Source organism: Sphingobium sp. (assembly GCF_032153725.1).
GTDB lineage: Bacteria > Pseudomonadota > Alphaproteobacteria > Sphingomonadales > Sphingomonadaceae > Sphingobium.
Map to the genome: position 1 here is coordinate 14,089 of NZ_JALDYQ010000059.1, position 20,379 is coordinate 34,467.

Sequence of the window (20,379 nt, forward strand, 5' to 3'; positions counted from 1 at the left end):
GGCTAACCGCCTCTCGCAGGCACGGCCTGCCATTCGCGGACCTGCCGCTGCGCTTCGGCGATCTGCGCCGCTGTCATGCCGCGCGACAGGCGTTCCAGATTCCGGGCGGCCGTAGCGCGGAGCGTCGGCTTGCGGGCATTGGCCTGACCAAGGGCTAGCCATTTATAGGCTGCAACCGAATCCTTGGGAACGCCCCGGCCCGCGCCATAGATATTGCCCAGTTCGACCTGCGCATCGGCATATCCCTGCGCCGCCGCGCGTTCGAACCAATAGGCCGCTCTTTGCGGGTTCCGGGTGACGCCCCTGCCGATCATGTAAAGCACGGCCAGGGTGAATTGCGCGCCGACATGCCCCTGTTCGGCGGCCCTTGTGTACCATCGCGCGGCTTCCACCAGATCCTGATCGACGCCAAATTCCCGCAAATAGATTTCGCCCATGTTGAACTGGGCGTCGGCCACGCCAAGGGCAGCTGACCGGCGAAACCATTTCATCGCCTCCTTGTAATCCCGGCCCGCGCCCTGACCGCGGAGATACATGCGGCCAAGGCTGTTTTGCGCGCGTGGATCACCCTGATCCGCCAAAGACTGGAACAGACGCATGGCATTGGCATAATCACCGCGCCTATAGGCGGTAACGGCATCTTCGAAGGGGCCGGCGAGGCAGGGAAGGGCGGTCAGAAGCAGGCTGAAGAACAACGCCGGCCGAAGGCAAAGCGCGGGCAATGCGGCAAGCGCGCCTGACCCCTGCCTCCGGGGTTTTGCCTTCCTGCTCCGACCCCACATGACGGCACCTCTCCGGCATATCGTGCCGGATCGAGTCCAGAATGGACGAGCAGAGCCCATTCTAACCTAGATGATGCTGGAAGGCTTGATCTTTTGCATCGCTCGAGGGGGGCGAAGGCGGCGTGGAGCCCTTGAAGCGCGCCTGAGTGGACCGGTTTGTTAGTGGATTACGCTCATCATCGAGATAGTCGGCCTCCGGTTCATCTCCACCCGGATATGGCGGTAGCGGGTCAAATCCTCTAACAAACCAATCGGTCTACTCGGCGGGGGACAGATCAAAAACGCGATATAGGAAATGAACTGATCGGCAATTTGGCGTAAAAAAATCGTCTGATGCCGCCATCATCTGTAATTTTATCCAACATGACCATATAGTTATGTTGCAGTTATATGCATTGGATATCCGACGTGACAGACCGCCTTGCAGTAGAGCCTGCTACTGAATCAAAGGACGCCCAGGCTCATGCCGTGGAGGCTGGCTTGCCTCTGCGCGCCGCTAAAACACGCGAGCGATTGATTGCCGGGGTCGTAGCCGTACTTTCCGAGGTGGGAATGGGCGGCATTACACACCGTCGCGTGGCTGCTGCTGCCAAGGTGTCCCTTTCGGCAACCACCTATCACTATGACACAAAAAACGCCCTGGTAACCGACGCTTCTAAAGCTCTGCTCAAGCGATATCTGGAATCCTTCGCTCATTCCGCCGAAATTTATCGGGAGAGTAAAGGGTCATGCAACTCACTGACTGGATTGGCAGCGCAGCTGGCGCTCAATGCGGTTGGACTCGGTCGAGCGGAAAGCATCGCATGGTGCGAGATCATTCTTGATGCAGCGCGGACGCCGGATGGCCACAAGCTTGCCTCCGAATGGTTTGGCGAATTGGCGGAGTCATGGCGGGCAGTTGCGGCCGCCATGGGTGAAAAGCTTTCCTGGGAAGCTATCCAGGCTGTTAGTGACACGACGATCGGATTATATTTCATCATCCTGGCGCTCGGCCTGGGGGAAAAGCAGGTGGAGGCCCTTTGGTTGTCGGACGATCCCTGCAAAGTCTGGGGAATAGAGGCCAATCCCAATATCGCAGCGGAAGCGGAGCACCGTTTCGGCAGGAAGGCGTTGGAAACGCGATCAAAGATCATCGGAGGAGCCATCCGCATTCTGAATCGCGATGGCGCCGGTGCTGTTACCTACCGCAATGTTGCGGCCGAAAGCGGGGTCGCCCTGACGGCTCCCGCTTATTATTTCAGCTCGATCGACGATCTGATGCGGGTTGCGGAGGGCGAGTTGTTTCGCGCGTCGAAAGAACGGTATCGGGCGGTCGCGGCGCTTAGCCGGAGTACCGAAATGACGCCTGCGATCATTGCTGACATGTCGGCGACGATTCTCATAAAGGAGGCGACCGAATTCAGGTTGCCGTCGGCTGCCTTTTATTCGCTCTGGCTGCAAGCGGCGCGCAGTTCAGCACTTCGGCCTGAAGTCGCTGGTATGATAGTTGACCAAGCGACGGCCTGGCAGCGGCGCGCGGCCATTCTCGAAGGCATTTCCTTCCAGGATGGCATCTTCTTCCAGGCACTCTTCATCGGAATTCTGGTGCGGGCGATGGCATCTGGCGCTCCAATTGAGGTTCTTATGGAGACGCGGGCCGAGTTTTTCGAGGTTTTAACCCATCGACGTTGGCCCTCCCTGAAGTAGTACATATTTTCAAAAGTACCTTGACCGAAGACCTGATCCGCCCTTAAAGGGGTCATCGAACATACGGATTCGGTGTGATGACAACGGCTGGTCGTGCCGCTACGCAAGTGCCGGGCTTGATCTGGGCACTTCGTTCTGATGCGTCACAATTCCGACATTCGCTCTGATGGAGAGATATCGGCATGTTGATTCTGTTTCAAAAAATGATGGCTTGGCCGGTCCTGTGACGGTGCCCTGACTTGTTCGCCAAGCCGATGGCGACGAGTGCGGAAATAAAGAACAAGATTTCAAAAGAGAATATGGCTTGCTCATCCCACGGCGGAACCGGTCGATCGCGGTGCCAGCGGGCTGCGCAGTGTCGAAACCTCGACGGATCGGATTGGTCGGACAAGGCGTGATTTGGGGGAGTTTGATGCATGATTACGGTTGCCAGTCTTTTTGACCTTACCGGTCGTGTGGCCATCGTTACGGGCGGATCACGTGGCCTGGGCCTCCAGGTCGCTACCGCGCTCGGTGAAAGTGGGGCCACGGTTGCTCTTGTCGCCCGCAATCAGCGGGATTTGGTCGAGGCAGTTGAGGCACTGATGAAAAAGGGCGTGCGTGCGCAGGCCTTTGCCTGCGACCTTGGGTCCGGCGGCACGGCCGATGTGCTCGTAAGGCAGGTGAAGGAAGCATTCGGACGAATAGATATTCTCGTCAACAATGCCGGTGCGACCTGGGGCGCGCCGGCGGAGGAGCATCCGGTAGAAGGATGGAATAAGGTTCTCGATCTCAATGTCACCGGCCTGTTCCAGCTTACGCAGGCTGTCGCGCGCGATGCTTTCATCCCCCAGGGTCAGGGAGTGATCGTGAACATAGCGTCGATCGAAGGGCTGCTTGGTCATCATTCCGACAGGCTTGGCACGATCGCCTATAATACGGCCAAAGGGGCCGTGATCAACATGACCCGTGCGCTGGCAGCTGAATGGGGTCGCTATAATATTCGCGTCAATGCGATCGCGCCGGGTTTCTTTCCATCGAAGATGACAGCATCGACGGTTGAGACTTATGGGGCTGAACTGATCAGGCAGACGCCGCTTGGGAAGCTGGGCGGCGAAACCGATCTCATGGGCCCCGCCCTTCTGCTCGCTTCCGACGCCGGTGCGCATATCACCGGACATATCCTTGTCGTTGACGGCGGCACCACGATCATCTGAGGCGCTTCATGAACGATACTTCTCTGTCTCGCCGCAATATTGACTTCGTTCTTCACGACTGGCTTCAAATTGACAAGAAAGCCGATCGCGAGACGGTCGATGCAATTCTTGATCTATCCGAACGGCTCGCCGCCGACCAGTTCCTGACGCACTATAAGGCGGCAGATATCGAGGAACCGTATCTGCGAGACGGCAGGGTGCATATTCATCCGGCAATAGGCGTGGCGCTGCGGCAATATGCTGAACTCGGCCTCTTTTCCGCCAGCTTTCCGGAGCGACATGGAGGGATGGAACTCCCCTATTCCGTGTGCGCGGCTTCCTTCGCCATTTTTGCGGCGGCGAACATCTCCACCGCCGCCTATCCCATGCTTACCGTGGCGAATGCGCGTCTCATCGCGACGTTCGGGCAGGAATCGCAGATCGAGACATTCGCGAAGCCGCAGATTGCCGGGCGATGGTTCGGGACGATGTGCCTTTCGGAACCGCAGGCAGGCTCCAGCCTGGACGAGGTGCGAACGCGGGCCGTGTTCGACCAGTCGGACCAGTTGGGCGAACGTTATCGGCTTTCTGGAAACAAGATGTGGATTTCTGGCGGCGATCAGGATGTGTCGGAGAATATCGTTCATCTGGTGCTCGCTAAAATACCGCTTGCCGATGATAGCCTGCCCAAAGGTACTGCGGGGCTATCGCTTTTCATCGTTCCGAAAATTCTTCCCGATGAATCCCGAAATGACATTCGCGTCGCGGGCCTCAATCATAAAATGGGATATCGCGGCACGGCCAATTGCCTCCTCAATTTCGGCGAAGAGGCAGGCGCGGTCGGCTGGCTGATCGGTGAGCCCGGGCAAGGTTTGCGGCAAATGTTCATGATGATGAATGAAGCCCGCATCAGTGTCGGCATCGGCGCCGCGGCAATCGCCGGCCGCAGTTATCAACTGGCCACGACTTATGCGCGAGAACGGTTGCAGGGACGCGAGACGGGCACCGGAGAGAGGGAGCAGGTCCCGATTATTCGGCATGCCGATATCAAGCATATGCTTTTGCAGCAAAAATCCTATGTTGAGGGCGCGCTCGCTCTTACCCTCTATTGCGCCCGCCTTGTGGATGAAGCCTCCAGTGACGCCGACAGCGATGCTCTTTTGGGACTTTTGACGCCAGTAGCCAAGACCTGGTCGTCGGAATACGGCCTCTCGGCGAATGACATCGCTATCCAGATACATGGTGGCTATGGTTACACCCGTGATTTTGATGTCGAGCAATTATGGCGGGACAATCGCCTTAATCCGATTCACGAAGGAACGACGGGCATCCAGGCAAAAGATCTCTTGGGGCGGAAAATTCTAAAGGATGGGGAGGGCATTCCTATTCTTGGACGAAAGATCGCGGCGACTGTCGGAGAGGCGGCTGCGCATTCCCATTTTAAGGAGCAGGCGGCCAGCCTTGCCGAAGCATGGTCATCGATTGAGCATGCGATCACAACCTTGTCGGGATTTCACCAGTCGAAAGTCTTCGACAACGCGACACCTTTTTTGAGACTGTTTGGGCATGTCGTTGTCGCCTGGCTGTGGCTGGAGCAGGCGCTTGTTACTCTTCGTCTTGATCATCTGGGTGATTCCCGCAATGATTTCGTCGATGGGAAAAGGCGGGCCTGTCATTTCTTCTATGAGTTCGAGCTGCCGCAGGCATTGGCGCTTCTCCCGGCAATTTGTGCGGGAAGCGATGTTGCCTCCGGCGCGGCTGCGGAAATTTTCTGATCAGTCAGATCATTGGTGCATTCAGACATGAAAATCATATTCGACGTTTAACATCGTTGATTTCGAATGATGATTTGCGTGAATTTGTCTCCAATCATGAAGGTAGATCGATGTTCAGCTATGTCCCGCCGATCGATGATTACCGCTTCCTGCTGACCCAGGTGCTCGGTTTTGACCGGGCGATGGCGGATGTGGGCAAGGACATCGACGCGGACCTTGCCGCCGCCGTGCTGGAGGAAGCGGGCCGGATGTGTGCCGAGCGGCTGCACCCGCTGAACCGTCATGCTGATGAGGAGGGCAGCCGTCTGGTCGACGGCCGGGTGGAGACGCCGGCTGGTTTTGCCGAAGCCTGGCGTGATTTTGCGGCAGCGGGCTGGACGTCGCTGTCGGCGGCTCCCGAACATGGTGGGCAGGGGCTGCCCTTCATCCTCCAGCTCTGGCTGGACGAGATGATGGCCGCGACAAACCTGTCTTTCGGCCTGTTTCCGGGGCTAACGCGGGGCGCTTGCGAGACGATCGCCGCCCATGCCAGCGATACGCTGAAGGCCACATATCTGCCACCGATGGTCAGCGGCGAATGGACCGGCGCCATGGCACTGACCGAAAGCGGCGCGGGCAGCGACCTCGCCTTGCTCAAGGCCAAGGCCGTGCCGCATGGCGACGGCAGTTTCGCCGTGACCGGGCAGAAGATCTTCATTTCCTCCGGCGACCATGATTTCGGCGGCAATATCGTCCATCTGGTGCTGGCGCGTCTGCCGGATGCCCCGGCAGGGGTGAAGGGGATCAGCCTGTTCCTGGTGCCGAAGTTCCTGCCGGATGCGGAGGGCGGCTTCATGGTCCGCAATGGCATGTCGGTCGGCGCGCTGGAAAAGAAGATGGGCATCCATGCCCAGCCGACCTGCGTGATGAATTATGACGAAGCGACCGGCTGGCTGGTGGGCGAGCCGCACAAGGGCCTGACCGCCATGTTCACGATGATGAATGCGGAGCGGCTGATGGTCGGCATTCAGGGACTGGGCATTGCCGGGGCGGCCTATCAGCAGGCGGCGGCCTATGCCAAGGAGCGGCTTCAGGGGAGCAGCGCGGATGCGGCGCGCGGGCCGGTGGCGATCATCGAGCATGCCGATGTGCGGCGGATGCTGCTCCATATCCGCGCCTTTGTGGAGGCCGGGCGGGCGCTGGCCGGGTGGACGGCGTTGCAGCTGGACCGCGCGCATCATCATTCCGATGCGGCCGAGCGGGCGAAGGCCGATGCGTTGGTCGCGCTGCTGACCCCGGTGGTGAAGGCGGGCTTCACTGATTTCGGCTTCGACAGCGCTGTGCTGGCGCAGCAGGTGTTCGGTGGCCATGGCTACATTCGCGAATGGGGCATGGAGCAATATGTCCGCGATGCGCGGATCGCCCAGATTTATGAGGGCACCAATGGCGTGCAGGCCATGGACCTTGTCGGACGCAAGCTCGCTTTGGCGGGCGGGGCAGTGGCCGAGGGCTTTTTCGACCTGATCGCGGCCGATCTGAGCATGGCGGAGGGCCATCCGGTCGCGGAGAAGGTGCGGGAGGCGCTGGACCTGCTGCGCGCCACGACCGCTTCGTTGCGCGGTGCGGGCGTGGACGCGGCTGGCGCGGCGGCAGTAGACTATCTGCGCCTTTTCGCCCTGGTGTCGATGGGATGGATGTGGACCCGCATGGCTACCACCGCACAGGGCGACAGCGCCCTGCATCAAAGCAAGCGTGCCATGGCCGATTTCTTCGCGCAGCGGATGCTGCCGCAGGCGCACGGGCTGGTGGCGAGCATCACCGCGGGCGAGGCGTCGATCATGGCGCTGGGCGCCGAAGCTTTCTGAAGGAAAGGGATTTCATGGCTGTGGAGATCATGCATGCGGGTGCGACCATGGTGTTGCGCCTGTCCAACGGGGCGGTGAACGCCCTGTCCGTTGGCAACGGCTTTGTCGAGGAACTCACGGGATTGGTCAGGCTGGCCGCGAACGATCCCATCTGCCGGACGATCGTGATCGCAGGCGCTGGCCGGATGTTCTGCGGCGGTGCGGATATCAGCGATTTCGATGGCGATCCGGCGCAGATCGGCAAGGTGCGCGACCTGATGGCCGTGATCGAGGCTTGCGGCAAGCCGGTGATCATGGCGATCCACGGCATGGCTCTGGGCGGTGGCCTGGAACTGGCGATGGCGGGCCATTATCGCATCGCGCAGGCAGGCAGCCGTTTGGGCCTGCCCGAAGTGACGCTGGGCCTGCTGCCAGGCGCGGGTGGTACGCAGCGCTTGCCGCGGCTGATCGGGGCAGGCCCGGCGCTCGACATGATGCTGTCGGGCAAGCCGGTGACGGCGGAGCGGGCGCTGAAGCTCGGGCTGGTGGACCAACTGGTCGAAGGCGATGTCGTGGAGGCGGCGATCGCCATGGCCGAAAACGCCCCGCCGCTGCGGCGTAGCGGCGCCCTGCCGGTTCCCGCCGATGTCGCGGACGTGGTTAGGCAGCATCGCGCGAAGCTGCGCGGCGGATTGAGTCAGGCGCCTGCCTTCATCCTTGATTGCGTGGCGGCGCTGTCCGACGATCTTGCCGCCGGTCTTGTCGTGGAAGCGGCGCTGTTCGGGGAATTGCTGCACGCCGATGCTTCGCGCGGTTTGCGTCACGCCTTTTTTGGCGAGCGGACGGTGGCGCGTATTCCGGGGCTGGCGGCGGATGTCCGGCCGCGCGATGTGCGGCGCATCGGCGTGGTTGGCGGCGGGTTGATGGGGACCGGGATTGCCCTGGCTCTGCTGAACGCCGGTCTGGCCGTGACCATGGTGGAACTGCGCGCCGATGCGCTGGCCAAGGCTGAGGCCACCATCCGCAAGACGATCCAGCGCGACGTCGAGAAGGGGCGCATCGACCAGAGCGTGGCCGATGCGCGCATGGCCGCCTTCACAGCCGCGACGGCGCTCGACGCGCTCAGCGACGCCGATCTGGTGATCGAGGCGGTGTTCGAGGAGATGGGCGTCAAGCAGCAGGTCTTTTCGGCGCTCGACGCGATCACGCGGCCCGATGCCATATTGGCGAGCAATACGTCCACCCTGGATGTGGACGCCATCGCGGCGCTGACCCAAAATCCGTCGCGGGTGGTAGGGCTGCATTTCTTCTCGCCCGCCAACATCATGCGGCTGCTGGAAGTGGTGCGCGGCAAGGAGACTGCCCCCGACGTGCTGGCGACGGCGATGACGCTTGCCAAGCGCATCGGCAAGGTCGGCGTCGTGTCGGGCGTATGCGACGGCTTCATCGGCAACCGCATGTTCGAGGAATATCTGCGCCAGGTCTATTTCATGTTGGAGGAGGGCGCGTTGCCGCAGCAGATCGACGCCGCCATGGAACGATGGGGCATGGCGATGGGGCCGTGCCGCACCATGGACCTCGCCGGACAGGATATCGGCTGGGCCATCCGCAAGCGCCGCGCCGCCGAACAGCCCGACCGGCCCTATTCGGGCGTGGTCGATCGCATCTGCGAGCAGGGGCGCTTCGGGCAGAAGACGGGCAGGGGCATTTATGTCTATCCCGATGGCCGAACCGCCGAAATCGATCCGGAGATCACCAGGCTGATCGAGGAATATTCGGCGGAGATCGGCCTCACCCGACGCGCGATCGGTGACGAGGAGATCGTCAGCCGCTGCCTGCTGGCGCTCATCAACGAGGCCGCGCGGATCGTGGGGGAAGGGATCGCCTATCGGCCGGTCGATGTCGATATGATCTATCTCCATGGCTATGGCTTCGGCCGCGAGCGCGGCGGGCCGATGTTCCAGGCCGACCTGATGGGATTGCCTGTGGTGCTTGATCAGCTTCACGCCTTTGCCGCTGGCCGAAACGGCTGGGCCTGGACGCCCGCGCCGCTCATCGAACAACTCGCCGCCAGGAATGGGCGGTTTGCGGATCTCAATATCTAAGGACAGGAGCAGGGACATGACGGATGTTTTTCTGGTGTCGGCGGCGCGGACCGCCATTGGCAGCTTTGGCGGGTCGCTGAAGGATCAGAAACCCGGCGAACTTGCCGCCCATGTGGCGAAGGCCGCGATCGAGCGGGCGGGCATCGATGCGGCGCTGGTGGGCAATGTGGTGCTGGGCAATGTGATCCATTGCGAGCCGCGCGACGCCTATGCCGCGCGCATCGCCGCCATCGGCGCGGGCGTGCCGCAGGAAACCCCGGCGCACACGGTGAACCGGCTTTGCGGGTCGGGTCTGCAAGCGATCATCACCGCCGCGCAATCGATCATGCTGGGCGATTGCGATATCGCGCTGGGCGCGGGCGCGGAGATCATGAGCCGCGCGCCTTATTTCCTGCCCGCCGCGCGCTGGGGTCAGAAGATGGGCGATGCGGTGGTGCAGGACGGGTTGACCGGGGCGCTGAGCGATCCGTTCCAGGCGATCCATATGGGTGTCACGGCGGAGAATGTCGCGGCGCGCTATGGCATTTCGCGCGAGGATCAGGATGCGCTTGCCTATGAGAGCCAGAAGCGGGCGGCGAACGCCATCGCGCTGGGCTATTTCAAGGACCAGATCGTGCCGGTCGAGGTGATGGTGCGGCGCAAGCCCGTGCCCTTCGATACCGACGAGTTCGTGCGCATGGACGCTGCGGCGGAGGATTTCGGAAAGCTGAAGCCGGTCTTCCAGAAGGACGGCACCGTGACCGCGGGCAATGCGTCGGGCATCAATGACGGCGCGGCGGCGGTCGTGCTGGCGAGCGGGGACGCGGTGAAGGCCCATGGGCTGAAGCCTCTGGCGCGGCTGGTCGCTTATGGTCATGCCGGGGTGGACCCCGCCTATATGGGCATCGGTCCGATTCCGGCCACCCGCAAGGCACTGGAGCGGGCGGGGCTTGGCGTGGGCGATCTGGACGTGATCGAGTCCAATGAGGCTTTCGCGGCGCAGGCCTGTGCCGTGGCGAGGGAACTGGATTTCGACCCGGCGAAGGTCAATCCCCATGGCAGCGGCATTTCACTCGGCCATCCGGTCGGCGCGACGGGTGCGATCGTCGCCACCAAGCTCGTCCACGAACTGCATCGTACCGGTGGCCGCCTTGGCCTGACCACCATGTGCATTGGCGGCGGTCAGGGTATCGCAGCGATCTGGGAACGCACATGACCGGCAGGTCACACCCATCACAGGATTGATCGACGTTCGGTTCTGACGGCCTGCACATGGTTGAGGCGAGGCGCGTGCCTCGCCTCAAGTCGCGAAAACCACCATTTTTGGCTGCGCTGGCCTTCGGCCCGGTTCGCCATCATATGAATGCCGTCGGTCTAAGATATCTTGCGCCTTTCCTCGAATCATATAAATATACTTGTGAGTATAATAGAGAGGGAGTCGATCGAATGACGAGCGGGGGCGGCATGGCGCGAGCAGCCTTTGGCGATGTCACGCCAAAACTGGCGGAGCTTACGGACGACCTCCTTTACGGAGAAATATGGCAGGGAAGCGCGCTTTCGGCGCGCGACCGCAGTATTGCCACCGTCGCCGCGCTCGTCATGCTTTCGCGCCCGGAGCAGCTTGAATTCCATATCGACCTGGCCCTGGACAACGGGGTGACCCGTGATGAACTTGTCGAGATCATCACGCATCTGGCTTTCTACGGCGGCTGGCCGGCTGGCGTGTCCGCCGCTTCGGCCGCGAGGCGTGCGTTCGCGGCGCGGGTCCGCTGACAGATTTCCATTACTGAGGAATGGCAACGAAACGTCCGTCACCGGCCATTCACCAAACAGGATTTCGACGGGCTGCCACGGCGCCGGACGCGCCCGGACAACCCGTCTGCCTGGGGTGGCAACGGCATTCGCCAACCGCCCCAGCTTTGCGAGGAGAGAAAAGATGTCGATGACTTGGGGAACCGGCCTGTTGTTTGCGGGCGGCGTGGCTGGGCAGCTCGTCGGGGTCGGCCTGATGCCGGCGACCAAAGGGCTTGCCGCGCCCTTGCCCACCCTTGGATGCGCAGCCGCTTTCCTGATCGGCCTCGGCCTGCTGACGCGCGTGATCCATAGTGGCGCGCCGCTCTCGCTGGTCGTTCCCCTCAACGCGGCAGCAGTGCCGATCGGATCGCTGCTGATGGCGATCGCGCTGATGGGAGAAACCCCGTCGATCGGCCGCGTTGCCGCGCTGCTCATCGCCTGCGCGCTTATCGGCCTCGCGAACCTGCTCTGATTTCCACGCGCTTCGCGCAATTTGAGAAGCGGCGAGCTTCTTCGCCCTTTTTGCCATTGCACGGATTTCATCGACCAGATATACTAATGAGTAGATATATATATAGTTAGTAAAATGGGAGGGAGTTATGAACGGAAAGATGCTATTGAAACTCGGCGGCTGCACGCTGGCACTGGCCGCAGCGCCGACGATGGCCTGGGCGCAGGCCGCGACGGATGATTCAACCGCGACGGCGGATATCATCGTCACCGCGACAAAGCAGAACAGCACGCTGGCGAAGACTCCGGCCGCCATCACCGCGATCAGCGCCGCCGATCTCGGACCCGGCGGAACGACCGATATCGGCGATCTTCAGGCATCCATCCCCAATGTGTCGATCGGCAGCCAATATGGCGTCAACCGCACCTTCATTCGCGGCATCGGCATGACGAGCATCGATCTGGGCGGTGACGGCGCGGTTGCTTTCCTTCAGGACGGCGCCATCCTGCCGCGCCCGTCGATGCAGCTCAGCGGCTTCTACGACCTGGAGCAGATCGAGGTGCTGCGTGGTCCGCAAGGCACGCTCTACGGGCGCGGCGCGACGGCGGGCGCGATCAACCTGATCACCAAGAAGCCCACGAACGAACTCGACGGATATCTTCGCCTGACTTACGGCAATTACGATGCGAGGACGGCGGAAGGCGCGATCGGCGGCGCGCTGGTCGACGACAAATTGCTGGTGCGCGTCTCGGGCAAATATGAAAAGCGCGATGGATACGGCAAGAATCTGTTCAACGGCCACGATATCGACGATCGCGATGCCTATTCGTTCCGAGGTACATTATTGTGGCGAATCTCGCCCGACGCCTCGGCCACCGTCATCGTCGATCACACGCGCGAGAAGGACAATAATTACGGGTTCCATTTCTTCGGCCCGACGGTCGTTCCCCTGGACCAGTTCCCGCATACTCTGATCGGCGGCAGCACCATCTTCGACTATTATGCGGCGCGCGGCGAGAAGCCGAACCTGCGGAATGTCTGGTCCGACCAGGACCCGGTGAACCGCCGCAAAGGCACCGGCGTGACGGGCATCATCGACGTGACGAGCGGCGATCTGACGCTCAAGTCGGTGACCGCCTATCATGATTTCCACCGCTTCAACCGGAATGACCTCGATGCGTCCGAGGTCAACATGTACGGCCAGAACAATTATGTCGAAGACAGCAAATCCTACAGCCAGGAACTGACCGCGACCTACAATGGCGAAGGGTTCAACCTGCTCGCCGGCGCGATGTATTTCCACGAGACGCTGTTTGGCCAGGTGCTGGTGCCGACGACCAATTTCGGGCTGGTGCTCGGCCTGCCGGCGGACACCTTCAACAATGGCGCCTATGAACAACGCGGGACGGTCAAGACCGATGCCTATGGCATCTATCTTCAGGGCACGGTCGACCTGACTTCGCGACTGAAGCTCACGGCAGGCGTTCGCTACAATAGCGAGCGGCGTGCGGGGATCGGCTTCTTCGTCTTCGATCCCGCCGGAATCAACATCCCGACCGATCGCAAGAAGACCTGGCCCGCCTTCACGCCGAAGTTCGTGCTCGAATATACGCCGAGCGATGACGCACTGCTCTATGCGACCGTCGCGCGTGGCTTCAAATCGGGGGTGATCAACGTCGGAAGCCTCGATTCGGCGATCGATCCCGAATATGTCTGGGACTATGAGGCTGGCTTCAAGGTGAAGTTCGCCGACCGCCGCCTCCTGTTGAGCGGCGCGGTCTTCTATTATGACTATACCAACCTCCAGGTGAGCTTCGTCAACGCGCAGAGCATCGTCCAGACGATCAACGCCGCGTCGGCGCGAAACTATGGCGCCGAACTCGAACTCAGCGGCAAGGTCACCGACCATCTCGCGATCAACGCCTATGGTTCCTATCTCAACGCCCGCTTCACCAAATTCTGCAATGGCTATTATGGCGCGGGCCTGCCGGCACGGCCGGGCATCTCCTATGCGCCCTGTCCGACCGATCCCGGTATCGTCGACCTGTCAGGCAAGCGCCTGCCGAGCGCGCCCAGCTACACGGCGGGCGCCGGAATGAGCTGGGACATTCCGCTCGCTGATTCGGCCAAATTCGTTCTCGACGGCGACCTCAGCTATGTCAGCAAGGTCTACTTCAACGAATTCAACAATCGCGACGCGGAGCAGGACGGCTATGTGAACGTCAACCTGAACGCCACCTACCACGCCTCCGACGATCGCTGGACTGCCGGGGTCTGGGCGAAAAACCTGACCAACGAATATGTCATCGCGAACAATATCGTCAACGCGGCGACCTATGCCTTCCCGCGCACCGGATCGCTGATGCCCCCGCGCACCTATGGCGCGACGGTAAGCGTGAAATTCTGAATACACCTCCCCCTCTCCCAACCCGGGGGAGGGGGCTTCTTCCTTCATCCTGACGATGGCCCCCAGCGCGATACGAAGGTGCAGTGCCGCTGACGCCGCGCGGGCTTACCGATGCTCGACAAGTCAAACCCGTCGAGCATCACTATTATTCGGCGCGAAGGATTCCCTGCCCGATCAGTGGCTCGAACGCCGCTGTCGGTACGCCGAAGCGGATCAGCGCGGCGCGTCCACCTTCACCCGGCAATCCAGGCGGGCTGGCGATCCGCGATCCGGTCCGCGACAGACGCGGCGCGGGCACAGGCTGGGGCGCATCGCCCGCAGTGAAGACCCGCCGGTCGGTGTTCGCCGGATGCTCCGCAGCTTCGGCGGGCGTCAACACCGGCGTCACGCAGGCGTCATGGGGTTCGAATGTTTCCACCCATTCGGCGCGCGTCCGCGTGCGGAAGACCGCTTCGATGCGCAGCGCCCGATCATGCCACTGCCGCCGGTCCATATGGTCGGGGAAATCGGCAGGATCGAGCCCGAGGCCCGTGATGAAAGCGGCATGAAATTGTGGCTCGATCGCTCCGATCGCCATGTAGCGGCCGTCGGACGTCGCGTAGCAGCGATAGAAATAGGCGCCGCCATCGAGGAGATTGGCGCCGCGCTCGTCGGTCCAGAAGCCCATTGCCCGCCAGGCGAAGAGCTCGGTGAGCAAGGAAGCCGCTCCATCGACCATCGCGGCATCGACGACCTGCCCCCGGCCGCTCCGGCCGCGCTCGACCAGCGCGGCAAGGATGCCCGTGACCAGGAACAGCGCCCCGCCGCCATAATCGCCGAAGAGATTGAGCGGCGGCGGCGGTGGCCGGTCGGCGGGGCCGACCATGTGCAGCGCGCCGGTCATCGCGATATAGTTGATGTCATGGCCTGCCTTATCGGCAAGCGGACCCTGCTGGCCCCAGCCGGTCATCCTGCCGTAGATCAGCCGCGTATCGGGTCCGGCGACAACCTCGGGTCCCAGGCCCAGCCTTTCCATCACGCCCGGCCGAAAGCCTTCGATCACGATGTCGGCCCGTTCGATCAGCCCCCGCGCGAAGTCCCGTCCTTGTTCCGACTTGAGGTCGACCGCGACCGATGCGCGGCTGCGATTGAGAAAGGCCAGGCGGCCGTCGCCCGCGCTCATCAGCGGCCCGCCCGGCCGGTCGAGGCGGATGACGTCTGCGCCCATATCGGCGAGCATCATGGCGGCGAAGGGCGTGGGTCCCAGTCCCGCGAATTCGACGACGCGGATGCCTGCGAGCGGCCCGCTCATGCGGCGTCCATGACGAGCGCGCGAATCCGCTTCTTGTCGATCTTTCCGGTCGCGCCGAGCGGCATGTCGTCGATAAAGCGGATATCGTCGGGCATCCACCAGGAGGCAATGCGGCCGCGCAGATAATCGCGATACTCGTCGCCGGTCGCGCTTTCCCCCGGGTGCAACTGCACGAGCAGCAGCGGACGCTCGCCCCATTTTTCATGGCGCACGCCGATCACCGCCGCGCAGGCGGTCTTGTGATAGCCGTGCACGATATTCTCGATCTCGATCGAGGAAATCCACTCGCCACCTGACTTGATCACATCCTTGGCGCGATCGGTGATCTTCATGAAGCCATGCTCGTCGATGGTCGCGATATCGCCCGTGTCGAACCATCCCGCAGCGTCGACCGCCTCTTCTTCGGCGCGATAATAGGCGCGCGCAACCGTCGCGCCCCGCACCAGCAGGCGCCCCGGACTCGTGCCATCGTGCGGCAATCGCCGCCCCGTGTCGTCCTCGATCGCAAGGTCCACACCGAAAGGTGGTCGCCCCTGCTTGAGCGCCTGCTCCCGCCGCATCGCGGGGTCCATCGCCGCGCAGCCTGCGACCGGCGCGGCAGTCGTGCCGATCGGCGAGGTTTCGGTCATGCCCCAGGCGTGCAGGACTTCGACGCCATAATCCTCTTCCAGCGAGCGCAGAATCGCCTCGGGACAGGCCGATCCGCCGATCAGCACGCGCCGGAGGCTGTCCAGCCGGCCGCCGCTCTCACGCAGATACTGGAGGAGGCCCTGCCAGACCGTGGGGACGGCGGCCGCAAAAGTCACGCCTTCGCTCTCGATGAGGTTGTGGATCGACGCCCCGTCCAGGCGCGGCCCCGGCAACACCAGTCCGGCGCCCGCCGCCAGCGCCGAAAAGGCCAGGCCCCAGGCATTGGCATGAAACATCGGGACGATCGGCAAGACGACGTCGTTCGCCGACAATCCCGTCACGTCGCGCTGCAATGCCCCCAGCGCATGAAGATAGTTGGAACGGTGCGAATAGAGGACCCCCTTCGGGTTGCCCGTCGTTCCCGAGGTATAGCAGAGGCCGCACGCGCGCTCCTCGCCAAAGCCTCCCCACTGTGCCTCGACCGATGCGCCTGCCAGGAACGCTTCATAGTCGACCGCCTCGGCCGCTTGCGGACCGGCCGAACCGTCGGGCATCAGGATGACGCGCTCGACCGACGGGCAAGCGCGCGCCAGGGTGGTCGCGAGCGAGGCGAAGCTGGCATCGGCGATGATCACCCGGTCGCCAGCATGATCGACGATCCAAGCCAGCTGCTCTTCGGTCAGCCGGGGATTGAGCGTATGGCAGACAGCACCGATCCCCATGATGCCGTACCAGCATTCGAGATGGCGGAAATTGTTCATCGCGAGTGTCGCGACGCGGTCGCCGGGTTCGATCCCAAGGTCGAGCAGGGCCGCCGACAGTCCTTTTGCGCGCTGTACGATCGCGGCATAGGTCGAGCGGTGGATCGCGCCGGCGGCGTCGCGTTCGATCACCGCGACGCCGCCGTGCCAGCGCGCCGCATGCTCGGCGAAACGATCGACGGTCAGCGCCTCGGCTTGCATTAATCCTGACAACATCACCTCACTCCTCAAATCCGGCGTTGGGCCATCAGCCGAAGCGATAGTCACGTTCGCGGAAACGACGCGTCCTCAACCAGAATTCGGTGCTGTATCCCGGCCAGAGCAGATTGTTGCGGCCTGTCGCGGGGTCGAGGAACCAGCTTTTGCAACCGCCGCCCTGCCAGACCGAATGGTCCATGCAGCGGTCCATTTCCTCGGCAAAGGCCTGCTGCGCATCGGCCCGCGGCTCGACCGTCCGCGCTTTTTTGCGCTCGGCCTTGCGCAGCCCCTTCATAATATAGTTGACCTGCGCCTCGATCATGAAGATCTGCGAATTGTGCCCGCCGCCGGTGTGCGGCCCCGTGATCAGGAAAAAGTTCGGAAAGCCTGTCATGGTCGTGCCTAGCAGAGCGTTCTTGCCATCCTGTGCCCACACCTCTTCGAGCGCGCGCCCGTCCGATCCGCGGATCGGCAGGTGGGAAAAGGGACGCTGCGCATCATAGCCGGTGGCAAGGATGATCGTATCGACCGCATGGCGCCGCCCGTCAACCGTGATGACGCCGTCCGCCTCGATCCCGCGGATCGCGTCGGTCACAAGCTCGACATTCTCTCGTTGCAGCGCCGGATAATAGTCGGAAGAGACGGTCAGCCGCTTGCAGCCGACCTTGTAGGTCGGCGTGAGCTTGGCCTTGAGCAGCGGATCATTGATTTGGCGGTCGATCATGCCCTGGCACAGTGCTTCGGCCTTGGCGATCGCCGCGGGCTGCTGTTTGGTGAAGGCGGTGGCCCGCTTCTCGTGCGCGATGAAAAGCTGCAGGCGGAACCATTTGCGGTACCACCAGCTGCGCCGCAGCCGTTCTTGCATCTGGGGTTCGATCGGACGGTCGAACCGCGGCGCGATCCACGCGGGGGTGCGCTGGAACACCGTCATTTGCTCCACTTTCCCCGCAAGCGCTGGCACGACCTGGATCGCACTCGCCCCGGTCCCGATCACCGCAACGCGTTTTCCCGCCGGATCATAGCTGCGGTCCCAAAGGGCGGTGTGAAGCGTCTGGCCGCCAAAATCACCGATTCCGGGAATATCGGGATATTGCGGATGATGAAGCACGCCGATCGCCGACACCAGATAGCGAGCGGCGATGCGGTCGCCCGATGCAAGCAGGATTCGCCATAGCGCCGCATCCGAATCCCAGTCCGCCGAAACGACATGGCTGTTCAGTCTGATATGCCGCTGGAGGTCGAAGCGGCGGATGACGTCGTCGCAATAGTCGAGAATTTCGGCTTGCGTCGGGAACATCCGGCTCCAGTCATGTTTCGGCGCGAATGACAGCGAGTAAAGGTGCGAGGGTATGTCGCACGCACAGCCAGGATAGATATTGTCGCGCCAGGTGCCTCCGGGCCGACTTCCCTTTTCGAGCAGCGCGAAGCGAAGGCCCGGCCGTTTCGAGAGTGCGTGTGCCATCGCGATGCCTGAAAAACCCGCCCCGATGATGACGACGTCCAGACTGCAATCTGCCAGCGGTTGCTGCTCCGTCATTTGATAACTTTCTCCGCTTGCAAAAATATACTGATTAGTAGATTTGCTTCCAAGTGCAGCGGCCAGGCGTCGCCGTCAAGCACAAATTATACTGGACAGTAGATTTTAGCTATGGCAATTTGCCTGCGATAGGGAGAGACAAGATGAGCGAGCGAACGGCGGGACTGATGGCCTTTACCTCCACCGAAAATGTGAGTTTTGGCAGGCCCGCGGCGGAGGCGATCGCGGAGGAGGCCGTTCGGCTCGGTGCGCGGCGTGTCTTTATCCTCGCGAGCGAGACGCTGCGCTACAAGACCGACGAGATATCGCGAATCGAACGCGCGCTGGGCAACCGCCACGCCCTGACGTGGAGCGGCATGCCGCCGCATGTGCCGCGCGCCGCCGTGCTGGCCGCAACCGACGCCGCGCGTGGCATTGACGCCGACCTCATCGTCACGGTGGGCGGCGGGTCGGTGACCGACGCGGGAAAGATCGTCGCCCTCCTTCTCAAACATGACGTGCGCACGATCGATGACTTCGAGCCGCTGCACATCTTTGTCGACGACGACGGCAATGTGATCAATCCGCTGACGGTCGGCCCCGATATCCGGGTGATTTGCGTCCCCACCGCGCTGTCGGGAGGCGAATTCAATCCCCTGTCGGGCGCGACCGACGAAGCGATCATGCACAAGCAGGGCTATGAGCACCGGATGATGGCCCCGATCATGGTGGTCCTCGACCCCGCGATCACGGTCCATACGCCCGAATGGCTCTGGCTTTCGACCGGTGTTCGGGCCGTCGACCACGCGGTGGAAACATTGGCGTCGCACCGGTCGCATGATTTCGCGAACGGACTCGCGGCCAGCGCGCTGCGCCTCCTTGCCGAAGGATTGAACGGCGTGAAGGCCAATCCCGCCGATCTCGAAGCGCGGCAGCGGTGCCAGACGGGAACATGGTTGTCGATGATCTCGATCATTGGCGGCGTCCCGATGGGCGCGAGCCATGCGATCGGCCACATATTGGGCGGAACCTGCAATGTCCCGCATGGATATTGCTCCTGCGTCATGTCGCCCTATGTTCTGAAATGGAATGCGCAGCATGACGCCAGCCGCCAGCCGCAGATCAGCGAATGCCTGGGCCAGCCGGGTGTCGACGCATCGACCGCCCTCCACGAATTCATTCGCGGGCTTGGCTTGCCACGGACTCTGGGCGAAGTAGAAGTTGGCGAGGATCAGTTCCAGAAGGTGGCGGACTATACGCTGCTCGACATCTGGGGCCGGACCAACCCGCGACCGGTTCGATCGGCGGATGATATTCTGGAGATATTGAGAATGGCAGCATGAATGCATCCACCGCGAAGAAGCCGTCGGCAAAGACGTCATCGCGCCTGGGGGCCGGGCGCCTGAAGCCCGACGTCGTCGCCTTCAAGCGTTCGCGCATCCTGGAAGCAGCGTCGTCGCTCTTCTATATGCAGGGTTATGAGGCGACGACGCTCGACATGATCGCCGAGCGGCTGCACGTCACCAAGCCCTTTCTATACAGCTATTTTCGTAACAAGAGCGACATCCTCGCCTCGATCTGCGAGTTGGGGATTCGCGAATCGCTCGTCGCGCTCGATGCGTCGGCCGACGTACCCGGGAATTCGGTCGATCGCCTGCGGACGACGCTGGCCAAGGTCGCCGAGATCATCGTCGACCGGCACGCCTATATCATCGTCTACCAGCGCGAGATGATGAACCTTGATCGCGTCGACGCGCAGCGGACGTTGCGGCAACGCGCCGAGTTCGATCTTCGTCTCGCGCGGCTGGTCGCCGCCTGCCAGGAGGAGGGCTTCGTCACTATCGAGGACGCCACGGCGATGTCGCCCTGGATGGGTGGCCTGCTGAGCTGGATACCAAGCTATTACCGGCCGGGTGGTAAACGGCCGCGGGAGGAAATCGTGGAATCGGCGGTCCATGCCTGCATGCGAATGATCGGGCTGGGCTAGGGCGTGTGGGGATTCAGCC

General features: G+C 62.3%; 15 protein-coding genes. 11 read left to right on the forward strand and 4 right to left on the reverse strand.

Annotated elements, in window-relative coordinates; genetic code table 11:
- Window positions 1–2 precede the first annotated feature (2 nt).
- Complete coding sequence (locus tag RUH75_RS17385) at window positions 3–695, reverse strand: tetratricopeptide repeat protein (RefSeq protein ID WP_313808371.1); 693 nt, start codon at window positions 693–695, stop codon at window positions 3–5.
- 495 nt (window positions 696–1,190) lie between these two features.
- Between RUH75_RS17385 and RUH75_RS17390 the strand changes: the two genes are divergently transcribed.
- The 9 genes from RUH75_RS17390 to RUH75_RS17430 all read left to right on the forward strand — a co-directional run bounded on the left by RUH75_RS17390 (window position 1,191) and on the right by RUH75_RS17430 (window position 13,977).
- The gene (locus RUH75_RS17390) at window positions 1,191–2,468 is read left to right on the forward strand and encodes a hypothetical protein (RefSeq protein ID WP_313808373.1); all 1,278 of its coding nucleotides are present in this window, start codon (window positions 1,191–1,193) and stop codon (window positions 2,466–2,468) included.
- Window positions 2,469–2,884: 416 nt separating this feature from the next.
- Window positions 2,885–3,664 (forward strand): SDR family oxidoreductase, encoded by a 780-nt coding sequence (locus RUH75_RS17395; RefSeq protein ID WP_313808375.1) that lies wholly within the window; start codon window positions 2,885–2,887, stop codon window positions 3,662–3,664.
- An 8-nt stretch (window positions 3,665–3,672) separates the two neighbouring features.
- Window positions 3,673–5,418, forward strand: a complete 1,746-nt coding sequence (locus tag RUH75_RS17400) for an acyl-CoA dehydrogenase (protein WP_313808377.1) — start codon at window positions 3,673–3,675, stop codon at window positions 5,416–5,418.
- Window positions 5,419–5,528: 110 nt separating this feature from the next.
- Complete coding sequence (locus RUH75_RS17405) at window positions 5,529–7,262, forward strand: acyl-CoA dehydrogenase (RefSeq protein WP_313808379.1); 1,734 nt, start codon at window positions 5,529–5,531, stop codon at window positions 7,260–7,262.
- A 14-nt stretch (window positions 7,263–7,276) separates the two neighbouring features.
- A complete protein-coding gene (locus RUH75_RS17410) occupies window positions 7,277–9,346 on the forward strand; it encodes a 3-hydroxyacyl-CoA dehydrogenase NAD-binding domain-containing protein (RefSeq protein ID WP_313808381.1) in 2,070 nt (689 codons plus the stop codon).
- Between the two features lie 16 nt (window positions 9,347–9,362).
- Complete coding sequence (gene bktB / locus RUH75_RS17415; RefSeq protein WP_313808383.1) at window positions 9,363–10,541, forward strand: beta-ketothiolase BktB; 1,179 nt, start codon at window positions 9,363–9,365, stop codon at window positions 10,539–10,541.
- A 248-nt stretch (window positions 10,542–10,789) separates the two neighbouring features.
- Window positions 10,790–11,098, forward strand: a complete 309-nt coding sequence (locus RUH75_RS17420; RefSeq protein WP_313808385.1) for a carboxymuconolactone decarboxylase family protein — start codon at window positions 10,790–10,792, stop codon at window positions 11,096–11,098.
- Window positions 11,099–11,261: 163 nt separating this feature from the next.
- Window positions 11,262–11,591: a hypothetical protein gene (locus RUH75_RS17425; protein ID WP_313808387.1), complete on the forward strand. Its 330-nt coding sequence runs from the start codon at window positions 11,262–11,264 to the stop codon at window positions 11,589–11,591.
- Between the two features lie 127 nt (window positions 11,592–11,718).
- Window positions 11,719–13,977, forward strand: coding sequence for a TonB-dependent receptor (locus tag RUH75_RS17430; protein WP_313808389.1), 2,259 nt, complete (start codon window positions 11,719–11,721; stop codon window positions 13,975–13,977).
- Between the two features lie 145 nt (window positions 13,978–14,122).
- Here RUH75_RS17430 and RUH75_RS17435 read toward each other — a convergent pair whose 3' ends face one another.
- The 3 genes from RUH75_RS17435 to RUH75_RS17445 are packed head-to-tail and all read right to left on the reverse strand — an operon-like array spanning window position 14,123 to window position 18,394.
- Window positions 14,123–15,268 carry a CaiB/BaiF CoA-transferase family protein gene (locus RUH75_RS17435; RefSeq protein WP_313808391.1) on the reverse strand — a complete coding sequence of 382 codons (1,146 nt, stop codon included), beginning with the start codon at window positions 15,266–15,268 and terminating at the stop codon, window positions 14,123–14,125.
- Window positions 15,265–16,875, reverse strand: coding sequence for a long-chain-fatty-acid--CoA ligase (locus RUH75_RS17440; protein ID WP_313808393.1), 1,611 nt, complete (start codon window positions 16,873–16,875; stop codon window positions 15,265–15,267). The genes RUH75_RS17435 and RUH75_RS17440 overlap by 4 nt, the downstream gene beginning before the upstream one ends.
- Window positions 16,876–16,906: 31 nt before the next feature.
- Window positions 16,907–18,394 carry an NAD(P)/FAD-dependent oxidoreductase gene (locus tag RUH75_RS17445; protein WP_313808395.1) on the reverse strand — a complete coding sequence of 496 codons (1,488 nt, stop codon included), beginning with the start codon at window positions 18,392–18,394 and terminating at the stop codon, window positions 16,907–16,909.
- A 143-nt stretch (window positions 18,395–18,537) separates the two neighbouring features.
- On the opposite strand from RUH75_RS17445, the gene RUH75_RS17450 reads away from it, so the two are divergent.
- Both RUH75_RS17450 and RUH75_RS17455 read left to right on the forward strand, forming a co-directional pair.
- On the forward strand, window positions 18,538–19,716 hold the full coding sequence (locus RUH75_RS17450) for an iron-containing alcohol dehydrogenase (RefSeq protein WP_313808397.1): 1,179 nt from the start codon (window positions 18,538–18,540) through the stop codon (window positions 19,714–19,716).
- On the forward strand, window positions 19,713–20,360 hold the full coding sequence (locus RUH75_RS17455; protein WP_313808399.1) for a TetR/AcrR family transcriptional regulator: 648 nt from the start codon (window positions 19,713–19,715) through the stop codon (window positions 20,358–20,360). Before RUH75_RS17450 ends, RUH75_RS17455 begins: the two co-directional genes overlap by 4 nt.
- The last annotated feature ends 19 nt before the right edge of the window (window positions 20,361–20,379 follow it).